The organism is Shimia sp. R10_1, from assembly GCF_017744095.1.
In the GTDB taxonomy this organism is placed as follows: Bacteria; Pseudomonadota; Alphaproteobacteria; order Rhodobacterales; family Rhodobacteraceae; genus Shimia.
This window is the reverse complement of the sequence record NZ_JAGHQX010000001.1, coordinates 569,915-594,675: the sequence shown is the minus strand read 5'-3', so window position 1 is coordinate 594,675 and position 24,761 is coordinate 569,915. Positions and strand designations below refer to the sequence as shown.

The 24,761-nt window shown below is 59.0% G+C and carries 24 protein-coding genes; 10 read left to right on the top strand and 14 right to left on the bottom strand.

The window, feature by feature from the left end; genetic code table 11:
- Positions 1–4 precede the first annotated feature (4 nt).
- A complete protein-coding gene (locus J7413_RS02685) occupies positions 5–763 on the bottom strand; it encodes a PhnD/SsuA/transferrin family substrate-binding protein (protein ID WP_209096136.1) in 759 nt (252 codons plus the stop codon).
- Entirely contained in the window at positions 760–1,200 is a 441-nt protein-coding gene (locus J7413_RS02680) for a TerB family tellurite resistance protein (protein WP_209096134.1), read from the bottom strand. Before J7413_RS02680 ends, J7413_RS02685 begins: the two co-directional genes overlap by 4 nt.
- Before the next feature lie 172 nt (positions 1,201–1,372).
- On the opposite strand from J7413_RS02680, the gene J7413_RS02675 reads away from it, so the two are divergent.
- The 6 genes from J7413_RS02675 to J7413_RS02650 all read left to right on the top strand — a co-directional run bounded on the left by J7413_RS02675 (position 1,373) and on the right by J7413_RS02650 (position 9,172).
- Positions 1,373–3,127: an ATP-binding protein gene (locus tag J7413_RS02675; RefSeq protein ID WP_209096132.1), complete on the top strand. Its 1,755-nt coding sequence runs from the start codon at positions 1,373–1,375 to the stop codon at positions 3,125–3,127.
- A 13-nt stretch (positions 3,128–3,140) separates the two neighbouring features.
- On the top strand, positions 3,141–4,481 hold the full coding sequence (locus J7413_RS02670; protein WP_209096130.1) for a sigma-54 dependent transcriptional regulator: 1,341 nt from the start codon (positions 3,141–3,143) through the stop codon (positions 4,479–4,481).
- A gap of 224 nt (positions 4,482–4,705) precedes the next feature.
- The gene (locus tag J7413_RS02665) at positions 4,706–5,869 is read left to right on the top strand and encodes an iron-containing alcohol dehydrogenase (RefSeq protein WP_209096129.1); all 1,164 of its coding nucleotides are present in this window, start codon (positions 4,706–4,708) and stop codon (positions 5,867–5,869) included.
- Positions 5,870–6,018: 149 nt separating this feature from the next.
- On the top strand, positions 6,019–7,035 hold the full coding sequence (locus tag J7413_RS02660; protein WP_209096126.1) for a C4-dicarboxylate TRAP transporter substrate-binding protein: 1,017 nt from the start codon (positions 6,019–6,021) through the stop codon (positions 7,033–7,035).
- 81 nt (positions 7,036–7,116) lie between these two features.
- Complete coding sequence (locus J7413_RS02655; RefSeq protein ID WP_209096124.1) at positions 7,117–7,752, top strand: TRAP transporter small permease; 636 nt, start codon at positions 7,117–7,119, stop codon at positions 7,750–7,752.
- Positions 7,745–9,172: a TRAP transporter large permease gene (locus J7413_RS02650; protein WP_209096122.1), complete on the top strand. Its 1,428-nt coding sequence runs from the start codon at positions 7,745–7,747 to the stop codon at positions 9,170–9,172. The genes J7413_RS02655 and J7413_RS02650 overlap by 8 nt, the downstream gene beginning before the upstream one ends.
- A 170-nt stretch (positions 9,173–9,342) precedes the next feature.
- On the opposite strand, the gene J7413_RS02645 is transcribed toward J7413_RS02650, so the two are convergent.
- The 8 genes from J7413_RS02645 to guaA all read right to left on the bottom strand — a co-directional run bounded on the left by J7413_RS02645 (position 9,343) and on the right by guaA (position 15,607).
- Entirely contained in the window at positions 9,343–9,765 is a 423-nt protein-coding gene (locus J7413_RS02645; RefSeq protein WP_209060476.1) for a TerB family tellurite resistance protein, read from the bottom strand.
- Entirely contained in the window at positions 9,762–10,055 is a 294-nt protein-coding gene (locus tag J7413_RS02640) for a DUF1330 domain-containing protein (protein ID WP_209096114.1), read from the bottom strand. The genes J7413_RS02645 and J7413_RS02640 overlap by 4 nt, the downstream gene beginning before the upstream one ends.
- Positions 10,056–10,129: 74 nt before the next feature.
- On the bottom strand, positions 10,130–11,056 hold the full coding sequence (locus J7413_RS02635; protein ID WP_209096112.1) for a DMT family transporter: 927 nt from the start codon (positions 11,054–11,056) through the stop codon (positions 10,130–10,132).
- A 102-nt stretch (positions 11,057–11,158) separates the two neighbouring features.
- A complete protein-coding gene (locus J7413_RS02630; RefSeq protein ID WP_209096110.1) occupies positions 11,159–12,286 on the bottom strand; it encodes an outer membrane protein transport protein in 1,128 nt (375 codons plus the stop codon).
- A 111-nt stretch (positions 12,287–12,397) separates the two neighbouring features.
- Positions 12,398–13,270, bottom strand: coding sequence for a DMT family transporter (locus J7413_RS02625; protein ID WP_209096101.1), 873 nt, complete (start codon positions 13,268–13,270; stop codon positions 12,398–12,400).
- Positions 13,267–13,557: a putative quinol monooxygenase gene (locus tag J7413_RS02620; protein WP_209096099.1), complete on the bottom strand. Its 291-nt coding sequence runs from the start codon at positions 13,555–13,557 to the stop codon at positions 13,267–13,269. The genes J7413_RS02625 and J7413_RS02620 overlap by 4 nt, the downstream gene beginning before the upstream one ends.
- A 7-nt stretch (positions 13,558–13,564) precedes the next feature.
- The gene (locus J7413_RS02615; protein WP_209096097.1) at positions 13,565–13,918 is read right to left on the bottom strand and encodes a hypothetical protein; all 354 of its coding nucleotides are present in this window, start codon (positions 13,916–13,918) and stop codon (positions 13,565–13,567) included.
- Positions 13,919–14,047: 129 nt separating this feature from the next.
- Positions 14,048–15,607 carry a glutamine-hydrolyzing GMP synthase gene (gene guaA / locus J7413_RS02610; protein WP_209096095.1) on the bottom strand — a complete coding sequence of 520 codons (1,560 nt, stop codon included), beginning with the start codon at positions 15,605–15,607 and terminating at the stop codon, positions 14,048–14,050.
- A 180-nt stretch (positions 15,608–15,787) separates the two neighbouring features.
- Between guaA and J7413_RS02605 the strand changes: the two genes are divergently transcribed.
- Entirely contained in the window at positions 15,788–16,495 is a 708-nt protein-coding gene (locus tag J7413_RS02605; protein ID WP_209096093.1) for an MgtC/SapB family protein, read from the top strand.
- Between the two features lie 156 nt (positions 16,496–16,651).
- The gene (locus J7413_RS02600) at positions 16,652–18,202 is read left to right on the top strand and encodes a trimethylamine methyltransferase family protein (protein ID WP_209096091.1); all 1,551 of its coding nucleotides are present in this window, start codon (positions 16,652–16,654) and stop codon (positions 18,200–18,202) included.
- 6 nt (positions 18,203–18,208) lie between these two features.
- Here the strand turns inward: J7413_RS02600 and J7413_RS02595 are convergent, their stop codons facing one another.
- Positions 18,209–18,499, bottom strand: coding sequence for a DUF6477 family protein (locus J7413_RS02595; protein ID WP_209096089.1), 291 nt, complete (start codon positions 18,497–18,499; stop codon positions 18,209–18,211).
- 240 nt (positions 18,500–18,739) lie between these two features.
- Here J7413_RS02595 and J7413_RS02590 point away from each other — a divergent pair, with 240 nt between their 5' ends.
- Positions 18,740–19,822: a DUF6456 domain-containing protein gene (locus J7413_RS02590; RefSeq protein ID WP_209096087.1), complete on the top strand. Its 1,083-nt coding sequence runs from the start codon at positions 18,740–18,742 to the stop codon at positions 19,820–19,822.
- Between the two features lie 91 nt (positions 19,823–19,913).
- Here the strand turns inward: J7413_RS02590 and J7413_RS02585 are convergent, their stop codons facing one another.
- Positions 19,914–20,462 carry a peroxiredoxin gene (locus J7413_RS02585; RefSeq protein WP_209096085.1) on the bottom strand — a complete coding sequence of 183 codons (549 nt, stop codon included), beginning with the start codon at positions 20,460–20,462 and terminating at the stop codon, positions 19,914–19,916.
- Positions 20,463–20,679: 217 nt separating this feature from the next.
- Here J7413_RS02585 and lipA point away from each other — a divergent pair, with 217 nt between their 5' ends.
- The gene (gene lipA, locus J7413_RS02580) at positions 20,680–21,630 is read left to right on the top strand and encodes a lipoyl synthase (RefSeq protein ID WP_209096729.1); all 951 of its coding nucleotides are present in this window, start codon (positions 20,680–20,682) and stop codon (positions 21,628–21,630) included.
- A gap of 128 nt (positions 21,631–21,758) precedes the next feature.
- Here the strand turns inward: lipA and J7413_RS02575 are convergent, their stop codons facing one another.
- Positions 21,759–23,297: a trimethylamine methyltransferase family protein gene (locus J7413_RS02575; protein ID WP_209096083.1), complete on the bottom strand. Its 1,539-nt coding sequence runs from the start codon at positions 23,295–23,297 to the stop codon at positions 21,759–21,761.
- A gap of 234 nt (positions 23,298–23,531) precedes the next feature.
- Positions 23,532–24,719 (bottom strand): pyridoxal phosphate-dependent aminotransferase, encoded by a 1,188-nt coding sequence (locus tag J7413_RS02570; protein ID WP_209096080.1) that lies wholly within the window; start codon positions 24,717–24,719, stop codon positions 23,532–23,534.
- Between the last annotated feature and the right edge of the window lie 42 nt (positions 24,720–24,761).

Genomic DNA, 24,761 nt, shown 5'->3' with positions numbered 1-24,761 from the left:
TTGGTCATGGACTGGGCGGATTTGGCACAGCGTCATAAGAGCTTTGCGCGATGTTCACCAGCCCTTTGAGCATCAATTCCGCCTGCTCTGAGGGCGAAAGCGCCGCAATCGCCTTGTCTAGTGCGAAAAATATAGGGCTGACGTCTCTGTAAGCGGCGGAGATAAATGGTAAAGCTGGTGTTGGCGCGGTCTGTGCCACGGCCACGAGCGCGCTGGCGAAAGCATCATGACGTTGCATCAACTTCCAACTGATAACATCGAGAGCCGCAAAATCGGCGTCGCCCCGAGCAACCATTTGAGCGGATATTCGATGGGAGCCGCTTTGCAGACGTGGCCCGATTCGGACGGAGGCTTGTTTGAAGTGCTGCCAGGGGGCGGCCCAGCCGGATTGCGACAGCGCTTCATTGTAGGCCATACGCGCACCATCAAGCGCCGCAATCGGGTTGTCCGACTGAGCCGCAATTTGGGCCGCAATATGGGATGTGTGCGTGACGATCACAGAGCAATAATGCCCCGCTGGCACTTCTGAAATGCCGTGATCAGGCGCGCCAATCAGCGCAACCTTGCCTTTCAGATATCTGCGGAGCGGATAGCCGCATGTCTGTGAAAGCAGCAGTTCAGGGTTTTGCCACAGCGCCCAGAGATCTTTGGGATCTGTGCGCCTTTGCGGCCCATCACCGTAGGCCTCCACAAACAACTGACAAAGCCGATCATGGACCGCCGCGACTTCGGGGCGGTCATACATCGGCAGCGCCACAATCATCCGCGGGCAATCACACGTTGGCGTGCGCGGGCGCTGTCCACATCAGAAATGCCCAAGAGATTGGCCGCCAGTCGCAAAAGCGCATCCTCGCGGCTGTCGCGCTCCCCATCAACCATCACAACCTGCCACATCGCTTCGATCACCGAGACGCGCTCTTCCAGCGGCACAGCGTCTTTGATGGCGCGGGTGAAGCGTACGGTGTCCGGCGCCTCGGATTCCAGCGTTTCCGCCTCTTTGCGCAGCGCGGTGGCCTCAAAAGGGGACAAGCTGTACCGCTCAGCCAGAATGCGTTCGATGCGGGCGGCCTCATCTGGATCATAGCTGCCATCTGCGCGGGCGATGCGCACCAACAGCGCGCTCAGCGCCAAGCGGGCATCCATATCAGAGAGGGGCTCAGGGGCGGGCGCCGTCAGGCGTTTCAGGAAATCTGCAAACATAGGCGAAGATGTAAGACTGCAGGGCGGGGGCGGCAAGTTCTGTTTCTCATGCGTCACTGATCCCGCCGCAACCGGGGCGCAGCCCCATATCGAAGGTCGCCCCAAAATCCCATTTGCAGTTTCGGCAGCATGCACTAGCTTGCCTGCCACTGTTCCTCATGGGCTTTTTGCAATGGCACGCCTGTCTTTGATCCTGTCGCTCGTCGCCACACTTTGTGTGGGGTTTGTTGTGCAGCGCGTGGCGCTTGACCTGTTTCTGGCAGAAGAACTTGAAAAGTCCGAAGGCCAACTCTCGCTTTATCGCAGCACGGTGGTGGCAGAGCTTGAGCGGCACAGCCACCTCACCCACGTTCTGGCGCAGGACAGTTTTGTGATGGCGGCATTGGCTGGGGCGGACACCGGTGCGCTGAACGCCCGTTTGGCTGATTTTGCCGCAAGGGCCGGTCTGGACGCGATTTACCTGATGGATGCATCGGGCATCACGATTGCGGCGTCAAACCACGACAAACCCCATTCGTTTATCGGGCAAAGCTATGCATTTCGGCCCTATTTTCAGGAAGCTTTGGCTGGGGTGCAGGGGCGGTTTTATGCGATTGGGACCACAACGGGAGAGCCGGGGTATTTCATTGCGGATGCGGTGCGCGAGAAGGGGGCGGAAACGCAGGGGGTGATCGCCCTGAAAAAGAGTTTTGGAGATCTGGAGACAAGTTGGGCCAATGCCGGAGAGCAGGTGATTTTGGCCAATCGCGATGGGGTGGTGTTGTTGGCGTCAGAGCCAACGTGGCGCTATCGGGTGTTGTCGCCGTTGAGTGCAGCGCAAAAGCAGGACATCATCGCCGCGCGGCAGTTTCTGGGGCAACCGCTGGAGCCGTTGGCCTGGACGCCAACAGGCGACGGTCAGGCAGAGATTGCGGGCGCGCCGCGTTTGCATCTGGTGGCGCAGGATCTGCCTGATGGGTGGGAGCTGCATTACTTTGCCAATAATGAGCGGGCCGTGGCGCGGGCGTGGCTGGCAACCGCCGTGGTGGTCTTGCTGGCTGGGTCGGCGTTGGTTTTGTTTCAGGTGCAACGGGCGCGGCGGATTGGCCGCGCTTTGCGTCGGGCAGAGCGGGAAGAGGCGCAATTGCGCCAAACCAACGCACAGCTGGCGGTGGAGATTGCGGAGCGCAAGACCGCGCAGGCACAGCTACAGGCGACGCAGAAAGAGCTGTCGCAGGCGAGCCGATTGGCCGCGCTGGGGCAGCTTTCGGCCTCTGTGACCCATGAGCTGGGACAGCCTATTGCGGCCATGCGCAACCATCTGGCGGCGGCGGAACTCAACCCGAAAGGGGCGGCGGGGCTGGGTGCGGATCTGAATGGATTGGTGGCGCGCATGGAAGGCATCACGCGGCAGCTGAAGTTTTTTGCCACCAGCGGCAACGAGCGCTTTGAGGTGTTTGCGCTGCAAAGCGCGATGGACTCGGCCCTTGGGTTGGTTGCGCCCAACCTTGAGGCGGGGGGCGTGACTGTGATGCGCGATATGGCAAAAGCGCCTGTTACGGTGCGCGGCAACCGGCTGCGGATGGAGCAGGTGATGACCAATATTCTGCGCAACGCCTGTGACGCGATGGAGGATGAGCCGGGGTCGGCGGTGCTGACGGTGCGCGTTTGGGCGGAGAAAGATTGCGCGGCATTTGAGGTGGCGGATACGGGGCATGGTTTGGGTGATGATAACTTGCAAAACCTTCAGGAACCCTTTGTTACTACAAGAGAAAGTGGGCGAGGAATGGGGCTTGGCCTGGCGATTTCTGCGACCATTGTGAAAGACCATGGCGGTCATATGACAGCGCAGGACAGGGCGGCAGATTCTGCGCAGGGTGCGGTGTTTCGCGTCACGTTACCGCTTGCTGAGGCGGCAACTGGGCGCGGCGCGTTTGCAGCGCAATGAAAGGACTTAGCAGATGAGTGAAGCGCCAACCTACAGCCTGCTGATTGTGGATGATGACAAAGCCATGCGGCAGTCTTTGCTGGCGTTGATGGCCGCGGCGGGCTGGAAGTCGGAGGCGGTTTCGCGCGGCGACAAGGCGCTTGAGCGGCTGACCACTATGGTGCCTGACGTGATTTTGTCGGATGTGCGTATGCCGGGGATGACCGGACTTGAGTTGCTTGCCGCGCTGCAGCCGCAGCTGGCACCGCCTCTGGTGTTGATTTCGGCGCATGGGGACATTCCCATGGCGGTGGAGGCGATGCAGGCTGGGGCCTATAGTTTTGTAGAAAAGCCTTATGAGCCGCGCCGTTTGCTGAGCATTCTGACCCATGCCGCTGAACAGAGCCGGATGCGGGCGAGCAACAAACGCCTGAAGGCAAGGCTTTATGAGCTTTCGGGATTGGATCGCATCCTTCTGGGGCAGACGCAGGCGGTGGCCCATCTGCGCGAAGAGGTGCTGGACCTTGCTCCGATGGAAGAAGCGGTGCTGATCCAAGGGGAGACGGGCACAGGAAAAGAGTTGGTAGCGCGGGCCCTGCATGACCTTGGGCCGCGTGCAGAGCAACCGTTTTTGGCCATCAACTGTGCCGCGTTGCATCCGGACAGTTTTGAGGCAGAGATGTTTGGCACCGCGGAGGGAGGCAAGGGGCGTTTGCAGGCGGCCTCTGGCGGGACGCTGTTTCTGGATGAAATCGGGGCCTGTCCCTTGGCGGTGCAGGCCAAACTTCTGCGGGTGATTGAGGATCAGCAGGTGTTTCCCGTGGGAGCGGCGCGGCCGGATGCGGTGGATTTGCGGATCATATGTGCCACCAATGAAGATGTGGATCTGGCCGTGGATGAGGGGCGGATGCGTCAGGATTTATTGTTTCGTATCAACACCTTTGTGATGATACTTCCACCACTTCGACAGCGTCTAGATGACGTGATGTTGTTGGCTGCGCATTTTCTGGATGACTATGCACGCGTGCATGAGGTGGCCGTGCCGGAGCTTGATCATGAAGATGTGGCCACACTGATGGCACATGACTGGCCGGGCAATGTGCGGGAGTTGCGCAACGTGTGCGCGCGCCGGGTGATGCTGGCGCGTCGGGGCGGTGGCACCATGACCGCAGCCATGGCACAGACGCCAAGTCTTGAAGAGGTGCCAGAAACCCTGCGTGAGGCCGTGGCGGCCTTTGAGCGAGAGTTGATCGGCAAGGCGATCAAAGCTCATGAGGGCCGCATGGACGCGGCGGCAGAAACCCTTGGGATCGGGCGACGGACGTTGAACGAGAAGATCGTGAAGTTGGGTTTGAACAAGGAGGCCCTGCTTTAGCGGTGGTGTGATCTGACACGCCAGATTGACGCAACGTCGCATTTTAGAAACATAACGTAAGTTACTGTAATTAAGTCAATTTCAATTTATAGGTGTTCTGAGTGTCGCTGAGGCGAAATATTGCGCTTGCAATGGGGCAACTGTCTGAGGAAGCATTTGTCTGACGTATGAGTGGCGCGTGAGGAGCGGGCGGCTCTGCAGCTTGGACAGAGGATAAGAGCAACATGTCAGCGTTTAATATGGGAGGCGTGCCACCGGTGACTTTTGGTCCCGGTCGGCTGGCAAAGGTTCCAGCGATTGTATCGCGTCTTGGAGGCGGTCCGGTTTTGATCGTGGCGGACGCGATTTTGGCGGAACTTGGCGTGACAGAACGGCTGGGGGAGATACTGGCGGGAAAAGGCATCGCATTTGAGGTGGCTGCGACGGTCGCTGGCGAGCCAAAGCAAGCGCTGGTGGATGCGCTGTGCGCGCAGGCACGCGCGGTTGAGGCGCGGCTGGTGATCGGCCTTGGCGGCGGTGCGGCGATGGATGCGGCAAAATTGGTTGCTGCTATTGCGCCGAGCGGAGACCCGGCCAGCACCTATGCGCTTGCGACGCGGCCTTTGCCGAAAAATGGTTTGCGGTCGATTGCCATCCCGACAACGGCAGGCACCGGGTCTGAGGTCACGCGGACCTCGGTTGTGTCGTTGGAAAATGGTTGGAAAACATGGTATTGGGGTGAGGAGCTGATGTTTGATCAGGCCGTGCTTGATCCAGAGTTGACGCTCAGTTTGCCTGCCAATCTCACCGCGTGGACGGGCATTGATGCGGTGGCGCATGCGCTGGAGGGCGCAACCGCGCGTGCGACCAACCCGGCGGGGCAGCTTTATGGATTGGAGGCGCTGCGCATACTTTCGAAGCATTTGCCAAAAGCGGTGGCAGATGGCAGTGATATCGAGGCGCGTGGTCATGTGCTTTGGGGCAGTTTGGTGGCGGGGCTGGCGCTCCACAATTGCAACACGCACATGGGCCACAACATCAGCCATTCACTTGGCTCTTTGGCGCGCGTGCATCATGGGCTGGTGACCGGGCTGGGGCTTGAGGTCAGCCTTCCGTGGCTCGTGGCGCGCCCAGAGGGCGCAGAGAATTACGCACTGGCGGCGGAAGCCCTTGGCGCAGAACGCGATGCTGCGGCGCTGCCTGGCGCGCTGTCAGCCTTGATGCGGGCCTGTGAGATCCCGGCAGAACTGCCGGCTGAATGCGCCGGTCTGACCGTTGCGGCGCTGGCTGCAGAGATGAAAAACGACGCCAACCACGGCATGTCGCAGAACGCAGCCTGCGCGGTGTCGTCTGAAGATCTGGATGAAATGGCGGGGATGGTGATGCGTTTGCCAGTGGCAGCGGCGTAAAGTCACGCGCTGACACAAAACGCACCTGTCCTTTTGCCCTGCGGAAATCCGCAGGGCAGCGAAGATCAGCCATGCGAATTCCTTCATTGGCATCTGCCGAGAGCTTCGTCATGGTAGGAACATAAAACTTACGCAATCGGGAGGAAATTATGCGTAAATTGATGAGCCGGACCGCCGTGGCGGCCCTGTCTATGGCATTTGTCACCGAAGCAATGGCCACCGAGTGGAATGTCTCTGTCTGGGGCAAGCGCCGCGCCTTCACCGAGCATGTTGAGAAACTGGCGGAATTGGTGAGCGAAAAGACCGGCGGCGAGTTCACCATGAACATCAGCTATGGCGGCCTGTCCAAGAACCGCGAAAACCTCGATGGGATTTCCATTGGCGCGTTTGAAATGGCGCAGTTCTGTGCGGGCTATCACCGTGACAAAAACCGTGTGATCACCGTTTTGGAGCTGCCGTTCCTTGGGGTGGCGAATTTGCAGGAAGAGCTGGCAGTGTCTGCGGCTGTTTACGGCCACCCGGCCGCAGCGGAAGAGATGGAGCAGTGGAACGCAAAGCTGCTGATGACCTCGCCCATGCCGCAGTACAACCTTGTGGGCACCGGCGAGCCACGCGACACGCTGGCGGACTTTGACGGCATGCGCGTGCGTGCCACCGGCGGTCTGGGCAAAGCCTTTGAAGCCGTGGGCGGCGTGCCGACCTCTGTGACCGCGACCGAAGCCTATCAGGCGATGGAAAGCGGCGTGGTGGACACTGTGGCCTTTGCGCAGCACGCGCACCTGTCGTTTGGCACCATCAACCAAGCGGACTGGTGGACAGCCAACCTGAACCCCGGCACTGTGAACTGCCCGGTTGTGGTGAACATCGACGCCTATGAAGATCTGTCTGATGAACACCGCGCGGCGCTGGACAGCTCTGTTCAGGAATCGCTGGATCACTATGTGGCGAACTACGGCACACTTCTGGAGAAGTGGGACAGCGTTCTGGAAGAGAAGGGCGTGGCCAAGGTTGAGATCGACGATGCTGTGATCGCGGAGTTCCGCGCCAAAGCGGCAGACCCAATCCGTGATGCCTGGATCAAAGACATGGAAGCGCAGGGCATTCCGGGTCAGGAGCTCTATGATCTGGTTGTGAAAACTCTTGAAGATCACCGCGCAACCAACTGATAAAAATAATTAAAATTGCGGCCTCGGTGAGTTCCGAGGCCGTTTTGTATCTGACGTGTGTCAGGTAGAAGGGGGAAGGATATGGCCGGTGCCTCTGCCGTGCTTGAAGACGACAGTGTGCTCAGCAGACTGGATCGTCACCTGCTCAAGCTGGAACAGTTTTTTGCATTGCTGAGCGGTCTTGCCGTGTTCAGCCTGATGTTTTTGGCCGCCTATTCGGTGGGCGGGCGCAAGTTCTTTGCGTCGCCGCTGTCGGGATATGTGGATTATATCGAAGCGCTGATGCCATTGATTGCGGTGATGGGGATCGCCTATGTGCAGCGCGATGGTAGCCACATCCGCATGGATATGGTGATTGGCAAGCTCAAGGGTCGCGCGCTCTGGGGGGCAGAGCTGCTGTCTGTGATCCTGATCCTGGGGCTGATGATTGCGCTGACCATGGGCAGCTGGGCGCATTTTGAGCGCTCTTTTGATTGCGCGCGTCCGCTGTGTTCGCGCGACAGCTCGATAGATATTGGCCTGCCGATCTGGCCCTCCAAGCTGGTTGTGCCGGTGGCATTTTCGGTGATGTGTCTGCGGCTGGCGCTGCAGGTCTGGGGCTATGGACGGGCGTTTTTGCTGAACCTGCCAAGCCCGGTGGCGGTGCCGCTGGTGCAATCCATCGAAGAACAGGCCCGTGCAGAGGTCGATCAGCTTGGGGATGCTGACAATGGATAACATTACGATTGGCCTGTGGGTCACGGGCGGGATGCTCCTGCTTGTGGTGCTGGGGATGCGGGTGGCTTTTGCCGCTGCGTTGGCTGGCTTTATCGGGATCGTCTGGATTTTCTGGGCGAAATCCGGCTATGCGCCGGAAAAGTTTCTGTATTGGAATGAGCGGCGGGAGATCTGGGACGGGGCGTTGGGCAAATCCATCGCGATTGCCGGATCGGTGCCGCATTCCAAAGTGTCGTCACAGGCGCTGAGCCTCATTCCGACCTTCATTCTGATTGGCTATCTGGCCTATTACGCCAAGCTGACCACGGCGCTGTTTGATGCGGCCAAAAAGTGGATTGCCTGGGTGCCGGGTGGGCTGGCGGTGTCGACCGTGTTTGCGACCGCGGGTTTTGCGGCGGTCTCCGGCGCGTCGGTGGCGACAGCGGCGGTGTTTGCGCGCATTGCGATCCCGGAGATGCTGAAGGTGGGCTACAACAAGCAGTTCGCTGCGGGCGTTGTGGCGGCCGGAGGCACTTTGGCCTCGCTGATCCCGCCCTCTGCGATCCTTGTGATCTATGCCATCATCGTAGAGCAGGACGTGGGCAAGCTGTTGCTGGCGGGCTTTATCCCCGGTGCGTTTTCCGCTGTGGTTTACGGCGCGATGATTGTGGGCATTGCCATGATCTTCAAAACCGTCGGTCCGCCGGTGAGCGGCTTTACATGGCGTGAGCGTTTTGCCGCGCTGCCGCCGGCCTTGCCGATTGTGGCGGTGGTCGTGATCATCATCTTCTTTGTCTACAACCCGTTTGGCGATGCCTGGGGCACGCCGACAGAGGGTGGGGCCGTGGGGGCGTTTATCGTCTTCCTGCTGGCGCTGGTGCGCGGGATGCGTTGGCCAGAGCTGAAGTCTGCCCTTTTGGACACGGCCAAGCTGACGGTGATGATTTTCACCATCATCTGGGGGGTGCTGATCTATGTGCGCTTTCTTGGGTTTGCAGATCTGCCGGGCGCGTTTTCGGACTGGATCACAAGCCTTCAGATGTCGCCGTGGCTGATCCTGATCTGTATCCTGCTGGCCTATGCGGTGCTTGGCATGTTCATGGACGCGATTGGCATGCTGCTGTTGACCTTGCCGGTGGTGTACCCGGCTGTGATGGCGCTGAACGGCGGTGAGACCGTGGCTGCGGCGGACAGCACCTTTGGGATGAGTGGCACGATGTGTGCGATCTGGTTTGGCATTCTGGTGGTGAAGATGGCGGAGTTCTGTCTGATCACCCCGCCGATTGGCCTCAACTGTTTTGTGGTGGCCGGTGTGCGCGATGATTTGAGCGTGCAGGATGTGTTCAAAGGCGTGACACCGTTCTTCATCGCGGATGCTGTGACGATTGCCTTGTTGGTGGCCTTCCCTTCGATTGTGCTGTGGTTGCCAAGTCTGGCCTAGGGAACCGTCCAATACATTGACCAAGCCTGAAGCCACTCACATAGGCCAGCCCCCGGCCCTGGGTGGGGGTGAAAGCCCCCTCCCATGGGGAGGGTCGGGGGCTGGTCGGCTTCGCCTCCTGAGCGCTGGTGGAGACCAAGCGTTTCAAGATTTCAGGGCGATGTTTTAGATCAGCCGACAGGGCTGTCCTCTGGTTTGATGCCGAGCATGGCCTCGATTTCGTGCAGGCTTGCGTCTTCTTCGGGCGCGTGTTCGCCGTCGGCTTCGATCACCGAAACGAGCTTTTGCACGACTTCCAGACGATGCGGATAATCCACCGTTTCGCGGATCAAAGTGGCAAAATCCGGTGTGCCGGGGGCGGCGTGTTCGAGCTTTTCGCAGGTTGCGCGCAGTTTGGCGGCCTCAATCGGGTTGAGGTCAAAAGACGCGGCAAGGATCTTGTCGATCGCGCCGATTTCTTCCACGTCATAGTGGTTGTCTGATTTGGCCACCCGCACCAGCAGCGCGCCGAGGGCGAGCTTTTCATCCGGCTCAGGCAGAGGCGGGGTGTCTGGCGTTCCACGCAGGCGGTGGAGAAGCTGGTCCCAGATCATGCGTCATAGCCCTCCACGATCACAATGTCGCCTGTGCTGACAGGCTCGCGCAGGGACTTGGCATATTGGTAGTCCTCGGAATGATAGCAGGCCAGAGCGGCCTCATAGGAGGGAAATTCAATCACCACATTGCGGCTGCGGGCGGAGCCTTCGGGGTTTTCAAACTGGCCGCCCCGGATGAGAAAGCGCGCGCCGTACTCCGCGAAGGGCTTGGCGTTGGCCTCTATGTATTTTTTGTAGCCTTCGGCATCTTCGACGTCGACACGTCCGATCCAATATCCTTTTGCCATGCTGCCCTCCGCGTGTGGTCTTGCTTAGGACTGACCGTGCCAAGCCGCGCGGGACTTGGCAAGGCGGCAATGTGTTAAATACGCGACGGTCTGTTGCGCAGGCGGTGCCAAAGGCGACCATCGAGCACCAGCAGCCCCAAGGCGAGCAGGGCAAAGCCCGTGAAGGCGCGCGGATGCAGGGTTTCTCCCAGAAACAGGGTGCCAAGCAGAATGGCAAAGGGCGGCACAAGAAGCGTGACCAGAAGCAGGTTGCCGCTGCCTGCGGCGGCCAGCAGGCGGTAGTAGAGCAGATAGGCGCCAGCGGTGCCCAGAGCGGCGCCGTAGGCAATGGAAGCCCAAGTAGCGGCGGTGAGGTGCAGGGAGAGCGGGGCTTCGACGACGTGAGCAAGGGGCAGGGACATGAGCGCTGAGCATGTGAGCATGCCAGCGGCCGCCACAGTTGGGCTGCAGCCCGCAAGGTGCTTGCGTGCCCAGATCCCGGCAAACCCATAAGAGAGCGTGGCGAGCAGGGCCGCCATTTGCGCCAGCGAGCGGGGATCGATGGTGATCAGATGTTTGAGGCCAATGGCCGTTGCCACGCCCAAAAAACCGATCGCGACGCCAAGGGCTTTGGGCCACGTCAGGCGTTCATCCGGCAGAAAGGCTGCTGCCAGCAGCACGCCAAAGAAGGCCGTGGCGGCGTTGAAGATGGAGGCGAGACCGCTCTCGATGGTGAGCTGTGCGAAGTTGAGCAGGCTGAAAGGGATGAGGTTGTTCAAAAGCCCCATGATGAGAAACGCCCCCCAGAGCCGCGCGCTTTTGGGAAGGGGGGTGCCTCTGATCAGGATCAGCGCCCAGAGCAGGAGCGCCGCCCAGAAAGTGCGATGGGCCACAAGAGTGATTGGGCCGATCTCATCAAGCGCGATGCGGTTGGTGAAGAACACGGCGCCCCAGAGGGCGGCGAGCAGGAAGAGCTCGGCCCAGGCGCGCGGGGACAGGGATTTTTGAACGGTTGCGGTCATGGGGGCAGACTAATGTTTGGCAGTGGCTCGCGCACTCCGAAACCTGCGCAAAAGAAAAGCCCCGCCGGATGGGCGGGGCTTTGTTGTGATCTGTGTGCGCGCTTAGAAGCGGTAACCGATGCGGATGCCGCCGCCCCATGCTTCGTTGTCGTCAAACTCGAGCGTACCAATCTGTCCAGCACCCGGAGCACTTACGTTTACCGCTTGATCGCCCGGCTTTGCATAGGTCAGAGCACCTGAGATAGAGAGCTTTTCATTGATTTGATAGGTCGCGCCTAAACCAATACTCCGGGATCCAGTGGTCGGTGCTAGGGCCGTAGTTGACGGTCTTGTGCCCGCGCTTTCATAGCCAAACTGAAGTGCGAGTGAGAGTTTGTCGTTGATCTGACGACCGACACCGAGATTGTAGGTGATGGTATCATCGTCAAAGTTCACCCATTCTGCTTGAGGGGCCGTGAAGGAGTCTGTGACGAGGCTGAAGCCCCCCCAACCAACCCAACGGACCGAACCGAATAGGAGAGTGTTGGCCGCAATACCAGTTTGGAAATCAAGGTTGACGCTCTCAGGAAATTCTACGTCGAAAGTACGATCCAGAGTGGCTGCCAGATTTGGCGCAGTATGCTGGCCTTCGAAGCCGCTGTCGATCGCGGAAGCATATGTAAGTGCAATGCGCAAAGCGATTTCAGGCTTTTCGTAAGCGACACCTAAGACGCCGCCGAAGTCATAATCACTATCGGCATTCAAAATACCATCGCCGGACTGAATTACGCCATTTACGGACAGAGCACGCACACCACCGTGAACGCTGAAGCCATTGCCGAAGTTATACTGAAGCAATGCCGTCAGCGCATCGCTGTCAATTTCAGCAAGACCATTGTAGGGAAGTGGGCTGTTCACTGCCGCGAATGGTCCATCAATATAGTTGATATGCGCGCCAAACGGTTGGTCGTAGATCAAGGCGATATCGAGATTGTCGTTTATCTCGTGTTTGTAGCCGAAGGAAATGTTGCTGAAGGACTCAGCCACATCGGTTGCTCCGGTGAATAGCCCTGGCGCAGCAGGTGCCGCTCTGCCGTTCACATTTGGATTCGCGAAGCGGTAGGTGAACTGTGCGTAGTCCCCGTCCTCAAACAGAATGTTGACACCTTGGCCTGAGCGGTCGATGCCTCCAGCGTAAGATGCTCCTCCAACCATCGCGAGTGCGGTGGCTCCCATAAGCATTTTCTTCATGTGATGCGTGTCCCGTATAGTCCTGAGTTATTTTATTTCTCTGCCAAAGCTATTCGCGCATCTTTATCCAAGTCAACTTAGCCGATCGGGTAAAATACCCGTGACTTCGCGTCAACCTGTCGCAGATTTGCGACGCACTTCGATGAGTATGTTCAAGTAATTCCCTGCAAAAATCAGCAGTGCACCCAACATCACCCAAATATCGAGTTTTTCGCTGTAGAGTGTCATTCCTACAACAGCGATCAACGGTAATCGGATAAAATCGATGGGCATCACCACCGCAGCGGGAGCGAGTCGAAGGGCTGTGGTGAGGCAGTAGTGGGCGACCAACCCGGCGCAGCTGATCAATATGACCCAAGGTAAACTGGTGAGCGACGGCAGCGCGATGTCCCCGTCAAAACCAGCAAAAAGCAGGCCAAGTGCCGCCTGCATGATGGTCAGGTAAAACAGAATACAGGTGATGGTTTCGCTGCGCGTGAGCTTGCGTGTGAAGAGCGCTGAGAGGGCAAAACCGATGGCCGCAGTGGCTGCGGCAAGCTGGCCAATGTCAGCGGTTTCAGGCGAGGGGCGGGCGACAATGAGGATGCCGACAAAGCCGATCAGCGCGGCAAGAAGGCCGATCGGGCGCAAGCGTTCGCCTAAGATGAGCGGGGACAGTAAGATGGCCCATATCGGGGAGGTGAATTCGAGCGCAAAGACCTGTGCGAGCGGGATTGCGGTGATCGCGTAAAACCAAAGATTTTGGCCCGCAAAATGGCTGGCGTTTCGAATGAAATGCAATCCTAGATTGCGACTGGTGATTTCCTGCATAGTGCCCGCGATGGTTGCAACGCTGACGACGATGATGATGCCGATGAAGCTGCGGTACATCATGATCTCGAAGGTATCGAGCTCCAGAGACACGGCGCGGCCTGCGATGGCCATGGAGGTGAAAGAGAAGATTGCGCCACTCATCCAAAGCGCGGCTTTGAGGGTATCACTCACGCGGGGACCTCGGTGATTTGATAGTGGCGCGGTATGCCAGCGGTGACTTTCGCCCAGTCAGAGGCAGCGGCACGGGCTTGATGGGCGTCAAAGGCGGCCCGATCTGTGAACAGCTCGGCGACCTGATAGCGGCCTTCTTTGTTTGGGTCTGGGGTGACGTCGAAGGAAAGGCAGCCGGGCTCTGCGCGGGTCAGGGCGATGTGTGCGGGCAAAGCAGCGGCGACTGCGCTCTGGCGGTCTGTGGGGATGTCTATATGGCCGGTGAGGCGGATCTGGGGCGTGGTCATAGGAATCTCATTCAGCGATGGTGCAGCAGCCGTGGGTGAGCTGTTCGTTGGTGAGCATGACAAAGGACAGTGGGAAGTCACCACCAGATGAGCTGCAGGACGCCTCTTGAACAACCAATGTGGCCTGCGTGCCCGTGATGCTGAGCGCCCAAGCGGCGGGGAAACCCTCGTGCTCCTGATCCATCTGAACGGCGACGCCTTGGATGCGGGTGTCATCCCGTCCCCAGATTTGCGCAGACGGGCCCGCGATGCCGAGGAAAATGTTGCCGTTGATGCCTTCACAGGCCAGTGGCGCGTTTTGCGCCAATGCTGAAAGCGGGCAGAGCAGGGTGCTCGCGATGATCGCAGTTGTTAACTTCATAACGGTTCCTCCCTGCGAAGTTGTTGCGCAGCTTGGGCGCACATGGAAGGGGAAACTTGGTGTGGGCAAAAGAAAACGCCGCCCCGGTTGGGAGCGGCGTAGGCTGTTGAAGATATAAGGCGGCGTGCCTCACTCCCACTCAATCGTGCCAGGAGGTTTCGATGTGATGTCGTAGGTGCAGCGGTTGATGCCTTTGACTTCGTTGATGATCCGTGTGGCGGTTTCGCCGAGGAACTCGTGGCTGAACGGATAGTAATCCGCTGTCATGCCGTCCACAGAGGTCACCGCGCGCAGGGCGCAGGCGTAGTCATAGGTGCGGCCGTCGCCCATCACGCCAACGGTGCGCACAGGCAGAATGGCCACGAAGGCCTGCCAGATCTCATCATAGAGACCGTGCTTGCGGATCTGGTCGATGTAGATCGCATCGGCTTCGCGCAGGATGTCGAGTTTTTCGCGGGTGATCTCGCCGGGGCAGCGGATGGCAAGGCCCGGTCCCGGGAAGGGATGGCGGCCAATGAAGCTTTGCGGCAGGCCCAGTTCACGACCCAGAGCGCGGACTTCATCCTTAAAGAGCTCGCGCAGTGGCTCAACCAGTTTGAGGCCCATTTTCTCTGGCAGGCCGCCCACGTTGTGGTGGCTCTTGATGGTCACGGAAGGACCACCGGAGAAGCTGACGCTTTCGATCACGTCAGGGTAAAGCGTGCCCTGAGCGAGGAACTCGGCACCTTCGATGGTGTCGGCGTGTTTCTGGAACACATCGATGAAGAGTTTGCCGATGATTTTGCGCTTGGTTTCCGGATCGGACTGGCCGTCGAGCTCGCCAAGGAAGAGCTCCTGCTCGTCGGCGTGGATAAGCTGCATGTTGTAGTTGTCGCGGAACATGGTGACAACTTCCTCGGCCTCGCCTTTGCGCAGCAGGCCGTGGTCGACAAACACACAGGTGAGCTGATCGCCGATGGCTTCGTGAATGAGCACGGCCGCGACAGAGCTGTCGACGCCGCCGGAGAGACCGCAGATGACTTTCTTGTCGCCAACCTGTGCGCGGATCGCCTCAACCATCTGCTCGCGGTAGGCGCCCATGGTCCAGTCGCCGGAGAAGCCCGCGATTTTGACAAAGTTCTCATAGAGTTTCGCGCCATTTGGCGTGTGGTGCACCTCGGGGTGGAATTGCACGGCGTAGAAGTGACGCGAGGTGTCTGCGGTGATGGCAAAAGGTGCATTGGGCGAGGTGCCATAGACCTCAAAGCCCGGTGCAATTTCGCTGACGTGATCGCCGTGGCTCATCCAGACCTGCTCGTCGCCCTCGGCAAACCAGCCATCCAGAATGTCGAGGCTGTTTTGCGGAGTCACATAGGCGCGGCCAAATTCGGCGGTGCCATGGCCGCTTTCCACTTTGCCGCCCAGCTGGGTCATCATGGTCTGCTGACCGTAGCAGATGCCAAGGATCGGCACGCCGTAGTCAAAAATCTCTTGCGGCGCGCGGGGGGAGCCTTCGCGGGTCACGCTGTCGGGGCCACCGGAGAAGATCACGGCCTTTGGCGCAAAGCTGCGCACAAAATCCATTGTCACATTCTGATAAGGGTGGATTTCGCAATAGACATTCAGCTCGCGCAGGCGGCGGGCAATCAGCTGTGTTACCTGGCTGCCGAAGTCGATGATGAGGAGGCGGTCATGAGAAATATCGGACATGTGCGCCGCATAGGCCATGCAAGGCTTTCGCGCAAGTCCCTGTAGCGCGGACGCGTGCCCCTGCGGCGCCTTCGCGCAGGGTTTTCGCTCTCTGATTTGGACCGTTTGGTCGGATTTTCGCTTGCGTCTCTGGTGTCTGACATGGTTCAAGACAGGAAAAAGTATATTGAAGGTATATACATGATCGAGCTGTTGAATGGGCCATTGCAAGATGCGGCACTCAATCTGGCGCTGGCGGTTTTCTGCGGGGCGCTGATCGGATCAGAGCGCCAGGTGCGCCAGCGTATGGCTGGGTTGCGCACCAATGCGTTGGTGGCGCTGGGGGCGGCGAGCTATGTGGTGTTTGCTTCGTTGTTTCCGGACGAGGTGAGCCCCACCCGGGTGGCGGCGCAAGTGGTGTCTGGCATTGGTTTTCTAGGGGCAGGGATCATTTTTCGTCAGGGGTTTACGGTGCATGGTCTGAACACGGCGGCGACGCTTTGGTGTTCGGCAGCGGTAGGATTGATGGCTGGGGCTGGGGCACCTGCTTTTGCGGCGCTGGCCACCGCATTGGTGGTGTTTGTCAATCTGGGGCTGCGACCCTTGGTGAAGTGGCTGAAGCGCAAAACCCGGGCCGGGGTGCCGCTCAATCAGGAATTTGAGGTGCAAATTCAGTATCCTGCGCAAAATGATCAGGACGTGCGGGCGCTTGCGTTAAAGGCGCTGACACAGGCTGGGGTGATCGTTACGGAAATGGCGCGCAATGACAGCGGTGGTGACACGGCTGTGTTGGAGATTTTGCTGACCATTGAGGAGCGTAGCACGGCGGAAGTGGGCAAACTGTTGCGCCCCTTGATGCTGGATCCCCGCATTTCAAAGGCGAGTTGGGAAGCTGCTGATGGGGCTTGATACCAGCGGGATTGACGCCTCCGTCGCGCGCCAAGAGGTCGTTTAAAACCGTCTCGCATGTCGCATTCTTTTGTCAAAGGCCGTTAATCAGCCGCTTGTGTGTGCAGGCACGGGCTACAAAAATGGGGACAGACCAAAAGCCTGCGAGGATGAGACATGGCAGAAGCAGCGACACGGCGGCGTGGGCGCGGGGGCGGCGGAGCCGCACGGCGCGCGGAGCGTACTGGCGTAAAAATCGAGACCGCAAAGTTCATTGAGCGCAACATTCCCTTGTTTGAAGTGCTGAATGAAGAAGCGCTTGAGATCATTGAAACCAATGCCGACATCCTTCTGGAAGAGGTGGGCGTCAACTTTGTGAACAACAAAGCGGCGCTGGACATCTGGAAAGAAGCAGGCGCGAACGTAGACTATGAAGCGGAGCGCGTGCGCATTCCACGTGGCATGGCGCGTGAGCTGTGCAAGACAGCACCGTCGCGCATCACCCAACACGCGCGCAATCCAGAGAAATCGGTTGAAATCGGTGGTAATACGCTGGTGTGCGCCCCGGTTTATGGCCCTCCCTTTGTGCGGGACGCAGAAGGTGGCCGTCGTTATGCGACCATGGCGGATTTCGAGAAATTCGTGAAGCTGGGCTATATGTCCAAGTGGCTGCACCACTCTGGTGGTACCGTATGTGAGCCAACCGATGTGGCGGTGAACAAGCGTCACCTCGACATGCTGCTGGCGCATATGACCTTGAGCGACAAGCCGTTCATGGGCTCTGTGACAGAGCCAAGCCGGGCGCAGGACAGCGTGGAAATGTGCGAAATCCTCTTTGGTAAAGAGTTCGTGCAGGAAAACACCGTGATGACCTCGCTCATCAACATCAACTCCCCGATGACGTTTGACGACATCATGATGGGCGCGCTGGAAGTTTACGCAAAGAACAACCAGGCCTGCATCATCTCGCCGTTCATCGTGGGCGGTGCGATGGCACCAGTGAGCGTGGTTGGCACGTTGACGCAGGTGTTGGCGGAAGTGACCGCCGGTATCGCCTTCAGCCAGTTGATCCGCAAAGGGGCACCGGTGATCTTTGGGGCGTTTGTGACCTCCATCGACATGAACTCCGGTGCGCCGACCTTTGGCACGCCTGAAGCGAGCCAGATCCTGTCCGGCGCGGGCCAGCTGGCACGTCGTCTGGGGCTGCCGTTCCGTTCTGGTGGTGGCCTCTGTGGCTCCAAACTCCCGGATGCGCAGGCAGCCTATGAGACCGCACACACCCACAACGCGGCGCTGACCGGTGGTGTGAACTTCATGCTGCACAGCTGTGGCTGGCTGGAAGGTGGCCTTGTGTCGAGCTTTGAGAAGTTCGTGATGGATGCCGATCAGCTGGGTGTTCTGCACAAGATGGCTGAAGGCGTGGCCTATGATGAGAATGCGCAGGCGATGGATGCGGTGCGCGAAGTGGGGCCAGGTGGTCACTATCTCGGCTGTGCTCACACACAGGCAAACTTCAAATCCGCTTTCTGGCGCTCTGAGCTGCTTGATTATAAGCCGTTTGAAACCTGGGCCGACGAAGGCGCGCGCGACACCCAAGCGCTGGCTGCGGCGCGGGTGGAAGAGCTGCTGGGGGCGTATCAGCAACCGGCGCTTGATCCGGAGATCGAAGCCAAGTTGCGCGCCTATGTGGCCGAGAAGAAAGCCTCCATGCCGGACGCTTTTGTCTAAACACAGTTAATTTTGGCGGGAGGCCTGCAACAGCTGGGCCTCCCCCATCATGGCGATCATCAGGTCGACATGACGCACGATCGAGTAAGACGCAGCGTTTTTGCGTCTCTCTTCGTTCAGTTCAGCCTCCAACGTCATTAATCGGGTCAGCGCCTCTAGATTGCGCGGTGTCTGAGTGACGCCTAGAACGCGCTTAAGATGCTGATTTCGCGTATAGTCCTGAGTTCCTGCACGTGCTGCTCTGATGAGCAGGCGGGGGCGTCGTAGCGTTGCCAGTTGGCTTAGGGTGTCCTGCATAGAATCAACCTCTCACGATAGATTTGCACAGCAGATCACAACTCTATCGGGTGTTGCGTGACCTCTTACGCAGCGCACGGACCCGCATGGGCCTGTTCATCATTTTGAAATCATTCTGACCAAGCGACGGCAATTTTGTGTCGCCTGCACGGCGGACATCGCCTGTGCAAAAATGGCGCATAAGTCTGTGGAAAAACACGGCAGTGAAATTGACTTAAGTGACTTGGTAAGGAGTGAGTTATGCCGAAAGATCAAGCAATCACGGAATTTCCTGATTGGGTGCCAAGCAATGTGGTGCGCTATGTGGCGCATACGGAGTGTGGGGTTTCTATTCGTGAATTGGCGCGGCGTGACGGCTGTCATGCCTCCACGGTGCTGCGCCAGATCCGAAAGCTTGAAACGATGCGTGAAGATCCGTTGGTGGATGCGGCGCTGACACGGCTGCAGCGAGGGGACACACTGACGGGCGCGGCGTCGTTGCCAATCGGAGAGGGGGCAGAGACGGAGGTGCCGGGGGAGGATGTATTGCGCCGCGAGGGGGCGCGGGTCTTGCGAAGGCTGTGTGAAGCGGGGGCTGTCTTGGCGGTTGCAAGCGATATGGAAACGGCCGTTGTCATGCGCAAAGAGGGTACACGCGCAGCGGTGGTGTCACGTCAGATTGTTCAGGCAATGGCTTTGCAGAACTGGATTTCTGCGACGCAGGTTGGGCGGATCTCTCGGTATGTGATCACACAAGCCGGCCGGGCGACGTTGCGTGAAATGATGGCTGAAGCAGAAAACTCTGCGCAGTATATTGCACAGGTTCAGGCTGGGCTAGATCCAGGTGCACAACCGTTTGGCGGGCGGTCACGGCACCGCGGCGGCCGGGCGCGTCAGGTGCGGTTCAATCTGGTCGAGAGCCCCTTGGCCGCGCTGGCGAGGCGCAAGGACAAAGAAGGCAATTTCTTTCTGAGTGAAGATCTGGTTTCCGCAGGGGAGCGGTTGCGGGAAGACTTTGAGCTTGCGCAGATCGGGCCACAATCCGGCAAGAACTGGGAGCGGTTTCTGCGGGGCGCCGATGGGGGACGTGAACAACCGAATGACGATGTGGCACAGGGGGCCGTACTTGCACGCCAGAGAGTGGCAGACGCGCTGACAGATCTTGGCGTGGGCCTCGGAGATATTGCGCTGCGCTGTTGCTGTTATTTGGAGGGGCTTGAAGCGGCTGAGAAGCGCCTTGGCTGGTCTGCGCGGTCTGGCAAGATTGTGTTGCGGATCGCTTTGATGCGCCTGCGGGATTTTTATGCGGCCAATGCCGGGGGCGCGGGCGATTATATCGGCTAGCCTCTTTGGCGGATGCTCACTGGGTTCTGTCAAAGAAAAAGGCCGGTGCAGCGCTGCACCGACCCTTCGGAATGTTCAGAAACGGCGCTGATCAGGCAGCGGTTTCAACATTTGCGGCTTCCAGATACTTCAGCAGGTTTTCTGGGGAGCTCTCGCCATACGGGTCTTCGCCGTGGTTGTCTTCGAGACCTGGCTCTTCGAACCATGCTTCAACAACACCGTCGTTGATGATGGCGGCGTAACGCCAAGAGCGCAGGCCAAAGCCAAGGTTGTCTTTGCGCACGAGCATGCCAACTTTGCGGGTGAATTCTCCGGAGCCATCAGGAATCACGTCAACGTTTTTCACGTCTTGTGCTTCGGCCCATTTGTTCATCACAAAGCTGTCGTTGACGGACATGCAGTAGATGTTTTCCACACCCAGTTCCTGAAACTTGCCGAAGTTTTCTTCAAAACCAGGCAGTTGGTAGGTGGAGCATGTTGGTGTGAAGGCACCCGGCAGCGAGAACAGGATCACGCGCTTGCCTTTGAAATAGTCATCGCTGGACATGTCCTGCCAGCGGAACGGGTTTGTGCCGCCCACAGCTTCATCGCGTACGCGGGTTTTGAAGACGACGTTAGGGACTTTTGCGCCAACTTGCATTGATCGGTTCCTCACAGAAAATCAGATTTATGTGATCTATAACGATTCTAATTTTGGGTGCAATGCTGCATTTGCGAAACATGGTTTGCCACGTGATATTAACGCTATGGTTGCTTAGTGTCGCGTCAGATGCATAGCAGGCATGCGCTTCTGGTAGTGGCCGACAGATTGACGTATGGTACAAACTGCAAACCCAGATGGTCGGGAGGACCCAGAATTGCGTGATCTGAAGCTGCCAGAGCAGCGCCACCCTGAAAAGGCGCACCGCAAGGACAATGCTCAGCCCAAAAAGCCTAAATGGATTCGCGTCAAAGCGCCGACGGGCGAGGGCTATAACGCGACCAAGAAGATCATGCGGGAAAACAAGCTTGTCACCGTGTGTGAAGAGGCGGGTTGTCCGAACGCAGGGGAATGCTGGAGCCAGGGTCACGCCACCATGATGATCATGGGTGAGATCTGTACCCGTGGCTGTACCTTCTGCAACATCGCGACGGGTAAGCCTGATGGGCTTGATGCGTTTGAGCCGGGCCGGGTTGCCATGGCGGTGCAGAAGCTTGGGCTGAACCACGTGGTGATCACGTCGGTGGATCGCGACGATCTGGATGACGGCGGGGCGGAGCATTTTGCCCAGACCATCCGCGCGGTGCGGCATCGCTCGCCCAAGACCACCATTGAAATTCTGACGCCGGACTTCCTGAAAGCCAAGCCGGGCGCGCTGGAAACCGTCGTGGAAGCCAAACCCGACGTGTTCAACCACAATCTGGAAACCGTGCCGGGGCTCTATCTCGAAGTCCGTCCGGGCGCGCGCTATTTCCACTCCCTGCGTTTGCTGCAGCGGGTGAAAGAGCTGGATCCGTCGATCTTCACCAAATCCGGCATCATGGTCGGGCTGGGCGAGAAAGCGCCTGAGGTCAAACAGGTGATGGATGACATGCGCGCCGCAGATGTGGATTTCCTGACCATTGGCCAGTACCTGCAGCCAACGCCGAAACACCATGGCGTGGATCGTTTTGTGACGCCGGAAGAGTTTGAAAGCTATGAGAAAGCCGCCTATGGCAAAGGCTTCCTGATGGTGTCTGCCACGCCTTTGACGCGCTCGTCATATCACGCGGGGGACGATTTCGCGCGCCTGCGCGATGCGCGTGAGGCGCAGCTGGCCAAAGGCTGAACGCTGTTACGCAAGGGAGAGGGGGCTTTGCCCCCAATCACAGCCAAGCTGTGATCCCCCCAAGGATATTTAGGGCAAGAGGAAAGGCGCCGCGATCTGTCGGGCGCCTTTTGTTATTGGGGAAGGTGTTATTGCGAGAGGTGGATGTTGAAGCGAGCGCGGATGGCCTGATCCAGCTTAAGGTCAAACCGTGCAGAAGCTGTTGTGGCGAGGATCTCCTCTTTGCGCTTTTTGGCGGTTTCAATCAGGTCTGGCTTGCCCACTTCGGCCCATTCCTTGGGCGAGGTGCGGTCGCCAAAGGTGGGGTAGACGTGGTCTTTCTGCATGCGTGACAGGGTGGCGTCGGTCCCCAGATAATGCCCCGGTCCGCCAATGCAGACTTCGCGGATCTGCTCCAGTGCCAGGGTTTCTTCATCTACCTCAATGCCGCGCACACAGCGCAGGGCCTGACCGATCAGATCATCGCCCAAGATCAGGCTTTCATGGCAGAAGCCCAAGAGGGACGCATGCATGCCAGCCGCCTCATAGACCATGTTGAGACCTGAAAGCCCTGCCATGACGTTGGAACACATCTGTTCCCATCCGGCTTGCATGTCGGGAAGTTTGGCATCGCTCGCCCCTGCTGCCGCGCCGCCGGGCAGGCCGTAGAATTTGTGCATCTGGGCGCAGCCCGCTGAGAGCAGGGCCTGTTCGCCGGAGCCGACGGTCATCGCGCCGCTGCGCAGATCGAGACCAAAGGGCCAGGTGCCAAAGATCGCGGGATGACCGGGGGCGATGGCGTTCACATAGACAATGCCCGCCAGACATTCGGCGGTGGCTTGAACGATGGCACCGGCAACGGTTGAGGGGGCGGTGGCCCCTGCCATGCCAGCAGAGAGCAGCAGCACAGGCATGCCGCCGCGAATGCAGGCTTCCATGACCTCGCAGCTTTCAGTGGCGAACTTCATCGGCGGCACCACAAAGCAGTTGGTGTTGCTGACAAAGGGACGCGCGCGCCAGGCGTCTTCGCCACCGGCAATCATGTGCAGAAGCTCCAGCCCGTCGGCGACATAATCAGGCTCGGTAAAGTTGACACCGATGTGTTTCTTGGTGCCCGCGCAGCAGGCGTAGATGGTGTTGTAATCAAGCTCGCGGTTGTCGGTCACATCGCGCGCCACCATGGGGCGTTGCAGGAAGTGGATGTTTTCCAGCTGATCGGCGATGCGGGCAGCGTCGTGCAGATCTTGGAGCGTGCTGTCGCGATACTCTTTGCCGTCGACATCCACCATGTGCACGGCAGCACCGGCGGTGCCAAAATGCACGCGATTGCCTGCCAGCTGGAGATCATATTGCGGGTCGCGGCCGTGCAAAGCGATGTCTTTGCAGGCTTTGGCCAGCATGTCTTCGACCAGTGCGCGGGGGAAACGCAGCCGACCATCCTCCCCAAGGATCGCGCCCGCGGCGGTCATGATGTCGATGCCACTTTGCGGAGCATCGGCTAGGCCGATCTGTTCCAGCGCGTCCAGCGCGGTTTCGTGGATGCGTTGCATGTCGCGGTCTGACAGAGGTTTATATTGTCCGCCCTCCATACCGGGGCGGATGGGGCGGATGTCCTGTGTCAGAGGCGCTGCGCGGGAAGCGCGACGGGCGGCACGGCCGCCGGAGCGGCGGGTTGCAGGTGCATTCATGGGGCTTCAGTCCTGTAAGTGTTGTGTGGAAAGTTTTATTTCACAACGTCTTACGGGCGGCCGCGTGCCGCGCGACCACGGTTGGCCCCGATGGTGCGACTGACCAGTTTGATCTTGCTGCGTACGCCTTGCAATGGCTCCTCCATTGCAAGGCAGTGTGTAAGTGCGCGACTCCGTCGTCCTGTCTGTTCGCGACATTTGTCGTTTTTGAGACTTGAGGCGACGATTTTCGCGTTAGGCTGGGACCTGTTCCGCAAGTTTTTCTGCGTGCGCCACCAAGGTTTTGAGCGCGGATTCAAATCGGTCATCTGCCACTGTCATGGCCACGCGGATGTGGCCATGGGCCGATTGGCCAAAGCTTTCACCGGGCATGGTGGCAATGTGGTGCGCATCAAGCAGAGAGTTGGCAAAGTCTTCGCCAGATAGGCCGGTTTTGCGCACATCCAGCATGATGTACATCGCCCCCTGTGCCGGGATCAGGCCGACCGTGCTTTGATCTGCGAGAATGGATTTTGCCAGAGCGCGGCGACGTTCAAAGGGGGCGGAAACCTCTTCTTCTAGCGGTGTGCCCTGTGCCAGCGCAAATACGGCGGCATCCTGAATGAAGCCGGGCACGCCATAGGTGGTGTGGGTGGCCAGATTGATGAGGTGCTCAATCGCTTCCTCGGGGCCAGCAATCCAGCCGATGCGACTGCCGGTCATGGCGTGACTTTTGGACATGGAGCCCACCACCAGCGTGCGTTCCGCCATGCCGGGCAGAGCGCGAGGGCTGATATGGGTGCCGTCCCAGACCTGCGTGTCATACACCTCATCAGAAATCAGCCAGAGATCATGGGCGATACAGACCTGGGCGATCCCCTCGAGGGTGTCTCGGCCGTAGACTGTGCCGGTTGGGTTGTTTGGGGTGTTGATCAGCAGGGAAGCGGCGCCTTTGGCCGCTTCGGCTGCGATCTCTTCTGGCTGCGGTTTGAACGCATTGGCCGCATGGGTTTGGATCGGGACCGGCACCGCGCCGACACCGCGCAATGTGCCGGGGTAGGTGGCATAATAAGGGTCAATGAACAGCGCGCGATCCCCGGCAGAACAGGTGGCCGTGTGCGCCGCAAAGAGTGCAGCCTGACCGCCGGGGGTGATCAGAATGTTTTTATATGTGGTCGGCACACCGGTGCGTTCGGTCAGTCGCGCGGCCACAGCTTCGCGCAGCTCTTGTGTGCCGGGCACCATGGCATAGCCGGTGTGGCCACCGCGCGCGGATTGATCCATCGCAGACAGAATAACCGGATCGGTGCGAATGTCGTGCTCACCAATGGTGAGTTCGGTGACATTGATGCCGTCGGCTACCATGCGACGCGCTTTATAAAATACATCCCATCCGTCAGATCCACCGCCGGTGATGCCTGTTAGTCGCTCAGACAGTTTCATGATGCGCTCCCCTATCGTCTTGTTGCGAAAGTGGTGGCTTGG